Origin of the sequence: Singulisphaera sp. GP187 (assembly GCF_900129635.1) — a bacterium.
Lineage (GTDB): Bacteria > Planctomycetota > Planctomycetia > Isosphaerales > Isosphaeraceae > Singulisphaera.
Genome location: NZ_FSRB01000001.1, coordinates 1,845,195 through 1,860,012 on the forward strand (window position 1 = coordinate 1,845,195; position 14,818 = coordinate 1,860,012).

The 14,818-nt window shown below is 65.7% G+C and carries 6 protein-coding genes; all 6 read left to right on the forward strand.

Annotated features, from left to right (window positions below):
* Positions 1-247 precede the first annotated feature (247 nt).
* The gene (locus BUS42_RS07345; RefSeq protein WP_254053359.1) at positions 248-7,627 is read left to right on the forward strand and encodes a type I polyketide synthase; all 7,380 of its coding nucleotides are present in this window, start codon (positions 248-250) and stop codon (positions 7,625-7,627) included.
* A 75-nt stretch (positions 7,628-7,702) separates the two neighbouring features.
* A complete protein-coding gene (locus BUS42_RS44860) occupies positions 7,703-9,772 on the forward strand; it encodes a beta-ketoacyl synthase N-terminal-like domain-containing protein (protein ID WP_254053360.1) in 2,070 nt (689 codons plus the stop codon).
* Positions 9,676-12,588, forward strand: a complete 2,913-nt coding sequence (locus BUS42_RS44865; RefSeq protein ID WP_254053732.1) for an acyltransferase domain-containing protein — start codon at positions 9,676-9,678, stop codon at positions 12,586-12,588. Before BUS42_RS44860 ends, BUS42_RS44865 begins: the two co-directional genes overlap by 97 nt.
* Before the next feature lie 65 nt (positions 12,589-12,653).
* The gene (locus BUS42_RS07355; protein WP_074306357.1) at positions 12,654-12,968 is read left to right on the forward strand and encodes an acyl carrier protein; all 315 of its coding nucleotides are present in this window, start codon (positions 12,654-12,656) and stop codon (positions 12,966-12,968) included.
* Positions 12,969-13,104: 136 nt separating this feature from the next.
* Entirely contained in the window at positions 13,105-14,001 is an 897-nt protein-coding gene (locus BUS42_RS07360) for an alpha/beta fold hydrolase (protein WP_074306358.1), read from the forward strand.
* Positions 14,002-14,005: 4 nt separating this feature from the next.
* On the forward strand, positions 14,006-14,809 hold the full coding sequence (locus tag BUS42_RS07365; RefSeq protein WP_074306359.1) for an SDR family NAD(P)-dependent oxidoreductase: 804 nt from the start codon (positions 14,006-14,008) through the stop codon (positions 14,807-14,809).
* The last annotated feature ends 9 nt before the right edge of the window (positions 14,810-14,818 follow it).

The following is a 14,818-nucleotide window of genomic DNA, read 5'->3' on the forward strand; positions in this document are numbered from 1 at the left end:
CGTCCATCAAGCAAGTGCTCAGAGCCACCACCTAACGATTCGACGCCGCAAGCGAACAGGACAATCCCGCGCAATCCCGCTCTGGAATTGAGGTTGCTGACGCGGAATGGTACAACCAAACCAGGACGAACCGAAACAATCCGCAGACTCGACCCATATTGTCCACGGTTCTTATTTTGACTACGCGTGAGGACTAGCTACACTTGACTGTTCATTCGGACCGTGCCCCTGAGTGTGGTATTGCCTCATGACACTGCGTCTTCCACGGGTTATGGCGGTTGCTCCGAGCGGACAGCGCGATCCAGGCGTCGTCGTGGCCGCATGCCGGGCCGGCGCGATCGGGATCCTCGATTTCGGGATCACGTTCCTAGCCGAGACCGACCTCGAGACCCTGCATCGAACGTCGAAGTTCCTCAAAGGACAGACGTTCGGGGTTCGCCTCCCTGCCGGTGCACTGAATGAGTCGGTCGTCGCGACTTTCCCGGGGAACCTCGGGATGGTGGTCGTCGTGGAGGCTGGCGGTGAGGATTGGAATCGCTTACGCGCGACTTTAAGCGGCTGCGATCGCATCGCGGTCGCCGAGGTCAGTTCGCGAGCGTCGTGTCGAGCGGCCGCCGCGGCCGGCTTCGAGGCGTTGATCGTCGCGGGGAACGAGGCGGGGGGACGGGTTGCGGAGGAGTCGTCCTTTATCCTCCTGCAGGCGGCCGTCGGAATCGAGGATGCACCGCCGGTCTGGGTCCGGGGCGGGATCGGTCTGCGATCGGCCGCGGCGTGTGTCGCGGCGGGGGCGGCCGGGGTCGTGCTCGACGGGGCTGTGCTGCTGGCCAAGGAATCGCCTTTGCACCCTTCGCTCCGCCGACGGATCGAGCGTTGGGATGGCAGCGAGACGATTCTGATCGGCCGAGAGGCCGGGGCGATCCTGCGCGTCCAGGCAGATCCAGGTTCTCCGGCGCTCGTCAGGCTCAAGCAGGCTGCGACCGCGGGACGTTCGGCCTGGGAGTCGGCCGTCCGAGCTGAGGTCGGTTGGGAGGACGGACAGGTCCGGCCCGTCGGTCAAGATGCGGCGCTCGCGGGGAGCTTGGCCCGGCGGTATGTCACGGTCGGTGGGATCGTGCAAGCCGTCGCGCATTCGATCGACGCAGGACTTCGTGACGCTCGGACCGCGCGCCCCCTTGATGAGAACGCGCCGCTGGCCCGCTCGCATGGGACGCGTTACCCGATCGTTCAAGGGCCGATGACCCGCGTGAGCGACCTGGCTGCATTTGCCGAGGTGGTCGCGGTGGGTGGGGCATTGCCGTTCCTCGCCCTCGCCCTGATGCGCGGTCCTGAGGTGGGTCGGTTGTTGACCGAAACGGCCGCGCGACTCCATGGATCCCCTTGGGGAGTCGGGATCCTCGGATTCGTGCCGCCCGACCTGCGGCTCGAGCAGATCGAGGAGGTTCGTCGCGCTCGGCCCTCGTTTGCGCTCATCGCGGGAGGACGTCCCGACCAGGCCCAAGAGCTGGAGCGGGAGGGGATCGCAACCTACCTCCATGCGCCATCGCCAGGGCTCTTACGGCAATACTGGAATGACGGCGCACGTCGGTTCGTCCTCGAGGGCCGTGAGTGTGGCGGCCACGTCGGACCGCGGTCGAGCCTGCTACTCTGGGAGCAGGCCGTCGAGGTCGTTCTCGAGATGCTTGAGAAGGGGGGAGCACCCGATGAGGTCCACCTCCTGTTTGCAGGTGGAATTCATGATGCGCGATCGGCCGCCGCGGTGGCGGCGCTGTCGGCTCCACTGGCCAGGCGAGGAGTTCGGGTCGGCGTTCTGATCGGAACGGCCTACCTCTTTACGGCCGAGGCGGTCGCCACCGGCGCGATCGTCTCCAAGTTTCAAGACGAAGCCGTGCGCTGCAACGAGACGGTCCTGCTCGAGACGGGGCCCGGTCACGAGGTGCGCGTCAGTCCGACCCCGTACGTCGACACGTTCGAGCTCGAGCGAAAGCGACTGCTCACGGCGGGAAGATCCGCCGAGGAGCTCCGAACGGCACTGGAAGGGATGAACGCGGGCCGGCTCCGGATTGCCGCCAAGGGGATCGAGCGGACGAACGGGGCCGGATCGCCATTGGTTGCAGTCGCGACCGAGAGCCAGTCAGAGCGCGGGCTGTACATGCTCGGTCAGGCGGCCACGCTTCGTCAGGGTGTTTCAACGATCGCCGAGCTTCATCAGGACATCAGTGCCGGGGGGATGGGGCGAATCGATCGGTTGACCGACGCCTTGGCCGCCGACGAGCTGATTGGCCTGTCGAAGCCGGAGCCGTGCGATATCGCCATCGTCGGGATGTCGGCGATCGTGCCGGGGGCCGGGGACGTCCGGACGTTCTGGGAGAACACGCTCCACGGCATCGATGCGATCACCGAGGTTCCGGCCGACCGCTGGGATTGGCGGCTCTACTATGACGCCGACCCCAAGGCTCCCGACAAGATCACCTCGAAGTGGGGAGGCTTCGTCCCGGAGATTGCCTTCGACCCGCTGCGGTACGGGATGCCGCCGACGAGCCTCCCATCGATCGAGCCGCTCCACTTGCTGACCTTGGAGGCGGTCCGAGCGGCGATCGATGACGCGGGCTATCGTGACCGTCCCTTTCCTCGCGAGAAAACGGCCGTCGTCCTGGGTGCGGGGGGTGGCGCGGCCCAGCTCGCCATGGGCTATGCGTTCCGCTCGTATTTGCCAATGCTCGACACGATCGCGCCGGGCGCGGGGCGCGAGGCGCTCGAGCAGTGCGAAGGGGTTCTTCCCGAGTGGACCGAGGACTCGTTCCCCGGGATCCTCCTGAACGTCGCGGCCGGTCGCGTGGCCAATCGGTTCGACCTCGGAGGCGCCAATTACACGGTGGATGCCGCGTGTGGCTCCTCGCTGGCGGCCGCCTCCGTCGCAGTGCGCGAGCTGGAGAGCGGGGCGGCCGATGTGGTGATTCTCGGCGGCGCCGACACGGTTCAAAATCCGTTTACGTACCTGGCGTTCAGCAAGACGCAGGCGTTCTCACCGAGGGGTCGGTGCCGCCCGTTCGACGCCAGTGCGGATGGCATCGTGATCAGCGAGGCCGTTGCTGTGGTCGTGCTCAAGCGCCTGGCCGACGCCGAGCGTGACGGCGATCGAATCTATTCCGTGATCAAGGGGCTGGGCGCCTCCAGCGACGGCCGCGCCAAAGGCTTGACCGCGCCTCGCCCTGAAGGGCAAGTTCGGGCGTTGCGCAGGGCCTACGCCAAGGCGGGAATCGATCCGGCGAGCGTCGGCTACGTTGAGGCTCACGGGACCGGCACGGCCGCGGGTGACCAGGCGGAAGTGAACGCGCTGAACGACGTCTTTACGGAGTCAGGGGCCCGGGAAGGTCGTTGCGCCCTGGGCTCGGTCAAGTCGCTGGTCGGTCATACCAAGTGCGCCGCGGGGCTGGTCGGTCTGATCAATGCGTCCCTGGCGCTTCATCACGGAGTCCTGCCTCCCACGATCGGCGTTGTCAATCCGAGCGCGCAAGCGTCGCGCCCCCACAGTCCGTTCCACATCAGCACGAAAACGCGTCCATGGATCCATGCCGACGAAGAACAGCCAAGACGCGCGGGCGTCAGCGCGTTCGGGTTCGGTGGGACGAACTTCCACGCAGTGCTCGAGGGTTATGAGGGATCGCCTCAGTCGGCTTCGGCCCCACTCCGAGACTGGCCGGCCGAACTCTTCGTCTGGCGCAGCGCCGACCGCGCCCTGCTCCTTGCCGAGCTTGAGAGACTCTCAGTCGCCCTCGAACGCGGGGCCAAACCCGCGCTCCGTGACCTCGCACACACGCTTTTGAGCGGAGTCGGCCCGACCGGCCTATCGCTCGCGATTGTCGCATCCACACTCGATGAGTTCCGGGCCAAGCTCGATCAAGCAAGGTCAACGATCGCGCAAGGGAGAGCTGAGTTCCACGATCCCCGAGGGATCTCGTTTGCCGAGACCGCGGGCGACGCGTCAAATCGGGTCGCCTACTTGTTCCCCGGCCAAGGGGCGCAACGCGTCGATATGCTCAGCGAGCTGGCCGTCCTGTTTCCCGCGGTCCGAAGCGGCTTCGAGTCGTTCGACAACGTCCTGCTCGGACAGGGCAAACCGCCTGTTTCGCCGGTCGTCTTTCCGCCCCCTGCGTTCCAGGCCGAGGACCGCGAGCGACAGAAGAAGGCCCTGGCCGAGACCGAGGTCGCGCAACCCGCTTTGGGGGGGGCGAGCCTTGGAATCATGCGGCTGCTCGAAACGCTTCATGTCGCGCCCGACATGGTGGGCGGTCACAGCTACGGCGAGCTCGTGGCGCTCCACGCGGCGGGTGTTTTCTCGCTCGACGCCCTGGTCCGCCTTTCCGAAGCGCGCGGTCGATTCATCAAAGAAGCAGCCGGTGACGCGCCCGGAACGATGGCCGCCCTGTCCGCGGGCCGCGATCAAGTCGAGTCGCTCCTCGAAGGGCTTGAGGCGGTCAGTGCGGTCAACTGGAATGGACCGAAGCAGACGGTCGTCTCAGGGCGATCCGACACTGTCGCGGCCGTTCTGGCCCGGGCTCGTCAGTCGGGAATTCGCGGCCAGGAGCTTGCGGTCTCCTGTGCATTCCACTCCCCGATGGTCGCCGGAGCGAGCCGTCCGCTTGCGGAACTCGCGAACGCGCTTGATCCGCGATCGCCAAGGCTCTCGGTCTTCTCGAATGTGACCGGTTCGCCGTATCCGGATGATCCCGCTTCGATCGCGAATCAGGTCGGCTCACACGTCTCGAGCCCGGTGCGGTTCGCCTCGATGATCGAGGCGATGCACGACGCGGGCGCTCGCGTCTTCATCGAGGTCGGCCCCGGCGCAACGCTCACCTCCCTGGCCGGCTCGATCCTGCAAGGTCGTCCGCATCTCGCGGTCTCCTGCGACCCGTCGAGCCGCCCCGGAGTTCCCGGATTCCTCCATACTCTGGCCCGGCTATTCGTGGCCGGTCTACCGCTCCATCTTGAGCCTCTGACCGCCGGGCGAACCACGACGATCCTCGATCGGACCACATTCGTGGCGGATTCGAGCGAGAACGCGATCAAGACGTCGACCTGGCTGGTCAATGGATCCCGGGCACGTCCGGTGAACGGCCCCGAGCCAAAGCGGCTGGGACCTGGCCCCGTACTCCCCTTGCCTGAACCCGGTTTAAAAAGAATCGTGCACGCAACTCCCTCCTCCAATGGGAACGGGCCACTCCCGTCTCCCTCCAAAAATGGTCAGAAGGCCCCCGAGATCGTCATGCCGTCTCCGCCGCTTCGTCCCAACACGCCGGCCGCCGACCAGGGCAGGGAACGAGTGCTCGAAGCGTTCCAGAAGACCATGCAAATGTTCCTGGAAGTCCAGCGCGAGACGATGCTCGGTTTCCTCGGTGCCTCAAGCGGAGGTACGACGAGCGCGGTCGTTCGCCCGAATCACGAGCACTTTGCCCCGACGCCCAGCACCAACGGTCACTCGGCCCCCCAGGCCCAGACCGTTCCGAAAGAGGCCGTGCCGCCCGCCCCGGCCAGGGTCGCGAGCGAAGTTCGTCCGGAACCGGCCGTGCCGACACCCGCTACGGTCGAACTGCCGGACGCCCCGGTCGACGTCGCGGCCCGGCTCCTCGCGATCGTCCAGGATCGGACGGGCTACCCCGCCGAGATGCTCCGGCTCGACCTCGACCTCGAGGCCGACCTCGGCATCGACTCGATCAAACGGGTCGAGATCCTGGGAACATTGCGTGATGTGTTGCCCGGCACCGGCCTCGGGTCAAATACCGACTTGATGGACCAACTCTCGCGGGCCCGCACGTTGGGTACGATCGTCGAGAAGGTCGAGCGGGTGCTGAAATCGAACCGGCCCGCTCCGGTCTCCGCCCCCGCGGTAGCCCCGGGAACGACGAACGGCCACGCCAACCCCACGATGCCTCATCACCCGGCGAAGCAGGAAAGCCTCGTCCGCAGGCAGACATTGAAGGCGGTCGCCGCGCCTCTACCGCGATCGGCGGCGGGAGGCCTGGGACTCGCGGCCTCCGGGCTGTTGCTGGTCACCGATGACGGTCGCGGAATCAGTCGCGCGTTGGCCGGTGAACTCCGATCGAAGGGGCATCCCGTCGTCGTGGTCCGACACGCCTCAACGGGCTCGAATGACGGCGGCGGTGAGGTTCAGGCGGTCGACCTGACCTCGCCGACCGCGATCGACGCCTTGTTCGCGCGGCTCAGGGCTCAAGGGCCGTTAGCCGGAATCGTTCACGCCTTGCCCTTGCAGATCGGCCGCTCGGCCGGACTTGATGCCCACCTCTGGTCGGCTCGCATGGGCCCCGAAGCCCGTGGCCTCTTTTTGCTGGCTCGCGCGGGCGCTGAGGATCTGGCCAGGGCGGCCGAGCAGGGGGGGGCTTGCCTGATCGCCTGTACGGCGATGGGAGGAGGCTTCGCCAGCGTCGGAGCGGTTCCTGACGACTTCTTCCCGGGCCAGGGCGCGATCGCCGGGATCGTCAAGACGCTGGCCCGTGAATGGAGCCGCGAGATTCGCGTTCGGGTCGTGGATTTCGACCCGAGGGACGAGGCCACGAGTGTGGCAGCCAACCTGGTTCACGAGATCGGGTCCCGGGACCGCCGGTCCGAGGTCGGCTACCTCGATCGTAGCCGGGTTGCCCTACGCGTGGTGGAGAGTCCCTTGCCGGTGACCGGTCGCTCGGAATGGCAACTGGCACCCGGAGAGCCGATCCTGGTCACGGGGGGGGCACGCGGGATCACGGCCGTGCTCGCGACCGAGATGGCGAAGTGCTGGAAACCCACCTTCCTGATGATCGGCACCACTCCGTTGCCTCGCGACGCGGAGAGTCGGCTGACGGCCGGGGTCACGAACCCGGCGATTTTGAAGTCGCTGCTCCATCAACGACTGACCGAGGAAGCGCAAGGGACTGGCCTCGCCGAACTCGAACGCTCCTATCAAACACTCCGGCGCCAACGCGAGATCCGCTCCAACCTCGAACGCCTCCGCGCAACCGGCTCCCAGGTCGACTACGCCCAGGTCGACGTTCGCGATGTCGACGCCCTTCGCCAGGTGCTGGCACGCTGGCAAACTCGGTTTGGCCCCGTTCGAGGGCTGATCCACGGCGCGGGCGTCATTCATGACAAGTTGCTCCGCGACAAGACGCTCGAGTCCTACGATCGGGTGGTCAGCACCAAGCTCGACGGCGCATTGAATCTCGCCAGCCTTCTCGATCCCGAGTCGCTCCGGTTCGCCGCGTTCTTCGCATCCGTGGCGGGCCGATTCGGAAACCGTGGCCAGGTCGACTATGCGGCCGCCAATGACACCCTCAACAAGCTGGCCCTCTGGCTCGATCGCCGCTGGTCCGGCCGGGTCGTCTCCGTCAACTGGGGACCTTGGTCGGGTGTAGGGATGGTGTCCGACCTCGAAAGCCACCTCCAAGGGCAAGGCTTGGGGATGATCTCCCCCGACCAAGACGCTCATCGACTGACCGACGAACTCAGGTTCGGGCGCAAAGGGGAGGTCGAGGTCGTGATCGCCGGTGAAATCGGCTCGCTGCTCGATCCCGAGGAAAAACCGTCGCACGTCGGTCGCGAGCTCGATCGAACCAATGAAAAACTTGTGATGTCTTGATTTTTTAGGTCCAGAGCGTCGCTCGAGCCTTGGGTCGGTTTTCCCTCATCACTCGTTGTCGAGACTTTTCCTTCCATGAAGCCTGGCCGTTCGCTCGACATCGCAATCATCGGCATGGCCTGTCGATTCCCCGGAGCGCGCGACCTGGCTTCCTTCTGGGAAAATCTCCTGGAGGCGCGGGACTGCACGAGTGACGTCCCGGCGGATCGGTGGGACCCCGCCGTCTTCTTCGATCCGGGCTCCGACTCCAACGATCGGGTCTACTGCCAACGCGGAGGCTACCTCGACGCGCCGATCGAATTCGACCCGTCGCGTCACGGGGTCATGCCCTTGGCCGTTGCCGGCGGTGAGCCCGAACAATACCTCGTCCTCGACGCCGCCCGAGAAGCGCTGACGGACGCGGGAATGAGCGACGGCGTGCCCGACACCAGGCGGGTCGAAGTCGTCATTGGCCGGGGGAACTATTTCAATCGCGGGAATCTGACGCGGCTCCAGCATGGCCGGATCGTGGCCCAGACTCTGGCACTACTTCGAGAACTTCATCCCGACTGGGACGAGGCGACCTTCGAAGCGGTTCGCACCGACCTGAAGTCGAGTCTCCCTCCATTCGGCCCCGCCACGATCACGGGGCAACTCACCAACGCGACGGCCGGTCGGATCGCCAATCGACTCAACCTGACGGGCGCCAGCTACGTGGTCGACGCCGCCAGCGCCTCCTCACTCGTCGCGCTCGACCTGGGCGCGCGGGCCCTGGTCGAGAAGCGGGCCGACCTGGCACTGGTCGGCGGCGTCTATCTGGCCGTCGACGTCGACTTCCCGATGGTCTTTTGCCAGTTGGGAGCGCTCTCGCGGAACGGCCGAGCCCGGCCGTTCGCCAGCGATGCGGACGGCACCCTCCCCGGTGAAGGGGTCGGAGTGGTGGTGCTCAAGCGGCTTGCGGATGCCGAGCGAGACGGGAACCGGATTTACGCCGTCTTGAAAGGGGTCGGTCTGGCAAGCGACGGGCGTCGGACCGGCCTGGCGACCCCCAGCGCCCGTGGGCATGCCCGTGCGATCCGCCGCGCGTACAAACAAGCCCGGGTCGATCCCGCAACGATCGGTCTGGTCGAAGGCCATGGTCTCGGCGTGCCGGCCTCCGACCGCGCGGAATTGCGGGCTTTGAATGCCGTCTTTCCGCGGAGTCACTGGGGCCGTCGCAGCCTCGGGAGTGTCTCCGCACTGATCGGGCACGCCATGCCCGCCGCCGGGATCGCCGCCCTGATCAAGACCGCACTCGCGCTCCACAACCGGGTCCTCCTCCCCACGCCAGGGAGCGACGCCCCCCATCCCTTGCTGGCCGGTGACGCCAGTTCGTTTACGATGAGTGGGATCAGGCGGCCTTGGATCCATGGCGATCGCGACCAACCGCGACGGGCCGGAGTCAACGCGTTCGGCTTCGCCGGGATCAGTGCTCATGCAGTCCTTGAGGAGCACAGTCCCTCGGCCGACGGAACCAACCCCGGTCCCCAGGCGCGTTGGGAGACCGAAGCGATCCTCCTGGGCGCGGCCGATCGCGGGACCTGGATCGCCCGCGCGAATGGACTCATCGCGTGGCTCAGCCGTGATGGGAACCTGGCCCTTTCCCTGAAAGACCTCGCATTCACGCTGAATCAAGGGGATCGGGCCGGGCCGTATCGCGTGGGGCTGGTGGTGAAGTCGCCGGCCGAGCTCCAGGAACGTCTGCAAGCGGTCGTGACGCGAATCTCGGACCCGAAATGCCTCTCGATTCGGGATGCTCGAGGGACCTACTTCTGGGACAAGCCTTCCACGGGGTCGGAAACCCTGGCTTTTCTCTTCCCGGGCGAAGGCTCGCAATATCCCGGGATGCTGGCCGACCTCTGCCCCCATTTCCCCGAAGTTCGCACCCTGTTCGATACGGCCGATCGGATCGCCCGCGAACGAGAATTCGGCAAGTTACCAAGCGAAGTCCTGTTCGGGGGGGACCGGAGGGCGATCGCCTCTGGTCGGTTGGCATGGCCACCAACGTGGTCCTCTCCGCGCAGTGGGCATTGCACCAGCTCCTGGCGGGCCTCGGCCTCCGTCCTCACGCGGTACTCGGTCACAGTAGTGGCGAGTTCCTCGCTCTGGCTGCGGCGGGTTCACTGAGTGTCGACCACGAACTGGAGAACTCGCTGGGAGAGTTGGGGCGGGTCTTCGAGCGGCTCGAGGAGTCGGGACGCGTGCCGACGGCCCGGCTCGTCGCCATCGCGGCGGACCGCGAAAAGGTGGAACGAGTCGCCAACGAGGTGGGCCCCGGAACGTGCATCGCCATCGATAACTGCCCGCATCAGGTCGTCCTGGCCGGGGCGCCCGAAATTGTCGAGCGCGTCGTGGTCCGCCTGCGCGGGCTCGGTCTGATTTGTGAGGACTTGCCGTTCGATCGCGCCTACCATACGGCGGCCTTCTCGACCGCGATCGAGCCCGTCCGCGCCTTCTTCAAGGATCTGCCGCTCTCCCGTCCCAAGGTAGACGTCTACTCGTGTGCGGTCGCCCGCCGGTTGTCCGGCGACGTCGAGCAAATTCGACAGGTGGCCGTCGACCAGTGGGCCCTGCCGGTCGCATTCCGTGCGACGATCGAGGCGATGTATCGAGATGGAATCCGCACGTTTGTCGAAGTCGGGGCCCGAGGCAACCTGACCGGATTCGTCGACGATATCCTCCGTGACCGGCCCCACTTCGCGGTGGCCGCCAATCTCCCGAGACGGTCGGGCCTGACCCAACTGAACCATCTCGTGGCCTCGCTCTACGCCCAGGGGGTCCCACTGCGGACCAACCGGCTCTATGAGCGACGTCAACCGGTCTGGGTCGACCTCGATCGCGACTTGCCGGTGACTCCGCCGCTCCCCGCACTCGCGGTCGGTTTTCCCGAGCTCCGCCTCTCTCCGGGTCTCGTGACTCAGCTTCGGGATCGCGCCAGCGCAGCGGCTTCCGCCACCACCGGGGCCGAGCCTGCCAAGCACGAACCGCTCCTCCTAACCCAGCCCTACACCAATGGCCATGCGAAGACTTTTCAGGAGTCGAATGGAGCAGGCGACCCGCTTCCATCTACGCTTCATGACGCGATGATCCTCGAGCATCTCCGCACAATGGATGCGTTTCTCGAGACCCAGCGGCAGGTGATGGGGGCCTACATCACGCCTCGCGGCCCGGAGCAAGCGGAAGCCGACGTGGCGGGTCCATCCCCGGACCCTCGGCCAGAACCCTCCGCGCCTGGAGCTTGGCTCGGCACGATCGAACGGTTGGAACCAGGCCGTGAGTTGGTCTCGTTGCGCTGGCTCGACGTCCAGGGCGACCCGGTGGCCGAGCACCATACGCTGGGCGGTCGGCACATCTCCGCGCTCGACCCCACCCGAAACGGCTTGCCCGTCGTCCCGTTCACGGTCATGGCCGAGATGTTGGCTCAAGCGGCCGGCGTGCTCGTGCCGGAGGCGGTGGTCATCGCACTGCGCGACGTCCTGGCGCTGAAGTGGATCCGCTACGAGGCGGAGCCGGTGCTGCTCGAGCTTCGGGCCTGGCGCGACCTCGCCACTCCCAACGAAGTCCGGGTCGTTATCACGAACAAAGGGACGGTGACCACCCAACGCACGGGTGCCGAAGAGAAGGTCGTCGAGGGACGCGTGGTCTTCGGCGACGCTCGCCCCCAAGGCCCGACCGCTCCACCGCTCGCACTTGAGTCAGCCCGCGAGTGCCGATTCAAGGCCGAAGATATCTACGTCGATCAATGGCTGTTCCACGGACCGGCGATGCAGGCAATCGTCGGGCTCGGCCGGTCAGCGCCCTGGGGCATCGAAGGGACGTTGCGGGTCTTGCCGCTCCGCGGACTCCTCCGCGACTCGGAGCCACCGGCGTTTCGCACCGATCCGATCGTGCTTGATGCGTTTACCCAGTTGCTCGGGTGCTGGGGGATGGATCAACTGGACGAAGGCCATGTGATTTTCCCGCTCCGGGTCTCGGAAATCGCGTTCTTCGGCACCGACCCGCCCGAGGGGGCGGAGGTCTCCTGTCAGATCGCGATTCGCGAGCAGTCGCGACACCTGGTCCGGGTCGATGCCGATATCGCCGCCGCCAACGGCCGAGTCTGGATGCGAATCAACGGTTGGGAAGACTGGCGGTTCTACTGGCCGGTCCGCTGTCGCGACCACTTCCGACAGCCGAACCGTTGGTTCATCGGAGAACCATTGTCGCTCCCGGGTCTCTCCCTCGAAGCAGGACGAGCGACCCAGGCCGTCTGGCTCGAGCCACCGATCGATTTCGGCCGGCCAATCTGGCGGGACGTTCTCGAGTGGGTGCAATTCGGATCGGAGGAGCGTGAGGCCAGCCTCGACGAACGGCGCTCCGACCTTGAGGCAACACTTAACCTCTGGGGTCGAGTGGCGGCCAAGGAAGCGACCCAGCGTCTGCTCCTCGACCGTGGCGAGCCCCCCGTGTACCCGGCCGATCTCACCATCGAAACCGATCCCCACGGCGGACATTCGATCCGCTTTCTGGGCGACCCCGCACGCATCGATCGGCCGGTCGTCGCCATGGCGCAGACGGAGGGCGTGGCCGTGGCCCTGGCGGTGCTCGACCCCGAGTCACGACCGGGAATCGCCATCCAGGCACTCGAGGAAAGCGCATCTGACGCCGAGTCACCCGCTCTCGACCGAATCACGAATGAAGATGTCCGACAAAGCGAATGGAAGGCGCGACTGGTCTGCGCCAAGAACGCATTGCGGAATTCCCTCGGCCTCTCCCGAGCGGAAACCTGGTGTGACTTTGACGTGTCCCGCGTCGATGAGTCGTCGGGGGAGGTCTTTTTGACGCTCCGTTCCAACACCACAACGACGAATCGCGCCCAGTGGCAACCCCCGGCCATTCGCGTCGTAACGGCACGGACAAAAGATTATGTCTGGGCCTGGACGGTCGGAGACCGACCCTCGTGATCGCCGATCAAGCTGGCCTGTTTATGACGTGACGATCAAGGAACCGATCCGGAGAAAAGACAGCGATGAGCCAGCCGACCCAAGCCTCGATCGAGACCGACGTCGCCAAGATCCTCAGCAATTTCGAGGGGCGCGAGTATTCAGACGCGATCGGTCCCGAGACCCGGTTCTTTGCGGACCTGGGACTCGCTTCGATCGATGCCGTCGTCCTCGGCGAAAAGCTTCAGGACCACTATGGTCGACCGCTTCCGTTCGGCGACTTGATGGCCGAACTCGGCCAAAGAACCGATCGCGACCTGAGGATCGGCGAACTGATCGATTTCCTTTCCAAACATCTGGCGGGTGGGAACGACTCCGCAAGCAACTCTCAGAATGCCTGAACTGTTGCGCGCACGGGTATCGCGTGCAACGGAATCCAACAGCACCCAGACCGCAGGCGCATTCCGGTCCGGAAGTTGTCATTTTGATCTCGTTCTGAGCACGCAGTTGGCCTGGCGAATCTCTTGAGGCGGTCTCATGCCATTTTCCACACTGAGCGGGCTTCGGTTTCATTACCAGCAGGCGGGCGAAGGTCCCGACGTGGTCCTGATTCACGGCGTGACCGGCGACCTGTCGATCTGGTATCTCTGCCAGGCCATTCAGACGCTGAGCGCGGCACGCCGCGTGACGGCTTATGACCTCCGGGGCCACGGGTACACGGATGCGCCGCCCCGTGATTACACCTCGGCCGATCACGCGGCCGATCTGTTCGCCCTGATGGATGACCGTGGGATTGAGCGCGCCACGTTGGTCGGCCACAGTTTTGGAGGTGTGATCGCGCTCCATGCGGCGGTGATCGCACCCGAGCGGGTTGATGCGATGGTGCTCTCCGACCCCTACTTCCCGGCCCTCCGCCACCTCGAAGATGTAAGCCGCTGGGGGCATTGGCAATCGTTCTGTGACGAAGCGAGGCGCGCGGGGGTCGAGCTCTCCGATGAACATTGGTACGACCTCGGGCGATTCTTCGACCAGATTGTCGACCTCGAAGGCGACCGCCTGCTCCAGTTCCGCCGCGAGGTCGGGCTCCCCGCCCTCAATCGACTGCTACGCCTGGGCGGGACCACCTGCGGTGACGACACCAAGGTCGAAGCCGGTTTAACAGCGGATCTGATCGCGAGCGTCGCGGTCCCTTCGCTGGCGCTCTACGGTGAATTCTCTCCGTTCCTCGCCACCGCGCAGTATCTTGTGGAGCATCTGCCGAACTGTCGGAGTGAGATCGTTCCGGCCGCCAAGCATCGCGCCCCTGAAGAGAACCCGACCGCGTTTCTTTCGCTACTCCGCGGCTTCATCGAAACTTTGCCGGGAGCGTCCTCCTCGTCCGGACCCGACGGATCGGTCTCGGAATCGTCCCAGCCTACTTGCGGAACGAGATGAGATCATGAAAGCAAGTCAAAACGTGGGTAAGAAAGGCGGTCAGGTGGTTCTGTTGACGGGGGCCGCTCAAGGGATCGGTCGCGCCACCGCCAAGGCCTTGGCCACGCGCGGCTTTCGACTCGGTCTGATGGACCGGCACGGCGAACCGTTGGCCGAGCTCGCGTCGGAGCTCAAGGATCAGGCCATGGTCGCGACGGCCCAGGTCGACGTGCGTGACCCCGCGAGCCTGAAGCAGGCCGTGGCGAGCCTGGAAGAGCGGCTCGGTCCGACGGAGATCCTGGTCGCCTGCGCCGGCGTCGGAACCACCTCGAATTCCCTCGACCTGGATGTCGAGGGGTTTCGCCAGATGCTCGAGGTGAACGTCGTGGGGGTCGCCCACTCGATCGACGCCGTCTTGCCAGGGATGTACGCGCGTCAGGCCGGGCATATTGTGGGGATCTCGAGCGTGGCCGGTTACCGCGGCATGCCTTGGATGCCCGGCTACTCGGCTTCCAAGGCCGCCCTCACCACGTATCTCGAAGCGTTGCGTCCCGCGCTCAAGCGACGCGGGGTGACGATCACGACGGTCTATCCCGGCTTCGTCCGAACCGGAATGACGCTCGACACCCGGTTTCGACGTCCCGTGCCGATGCTCGAGGCCGAACAAGCGGCCGCCTATCTCGTCCGGGCAATCGTCCGCCGGCCACGTGACTACACCTTTCCACTCGGGACCGCGATCGGCATGGAAATTCTCCGCCGATTGCCCTGTCGGCTCTTCGACTGGGTGATGGATCGCGCGGGCCCGCGGGCATTGACGAGCGAGTTCTAACCAGTCAGG

Coding starts and splice junctions, on each gene's coding strand:
- BUS42_RS07345 (WP_254053359.1), top strand. CDS start 248: ATGACACTGCGTCTTCCACGGGTTATGGCGGTTGCTCCGAGCGGACAG.
- BUS42_RS44860 (WP_254053360.1), top strand. CDS start 7,703: ATGAAGCCTGGCCGTTCGCTCGACATCGCAATCATCGGCATGGCCTGT.
- BUS42_RS07355 (WP_074306357.1), top strand. CDS start 12,654: ATGAGCCAGCCGACCCAAGCCTCGATCGAGACCGACGTCGCCAAGATC.
- BUS42_RS07360 (WP_074306358.1), top strand. CDS start 13,105: ATGCCATTTTCCACACTGAGCGGGCTTCGGTTTCATTACCAGCAGGCG.
- BUS42_RS07365 (WP_074306359.1), top strand. CDS start 14,006: ATGAAAGCAAGTCAAAACGTGGGTAAGAAAGGCGGTCAGGTGGTTCTG.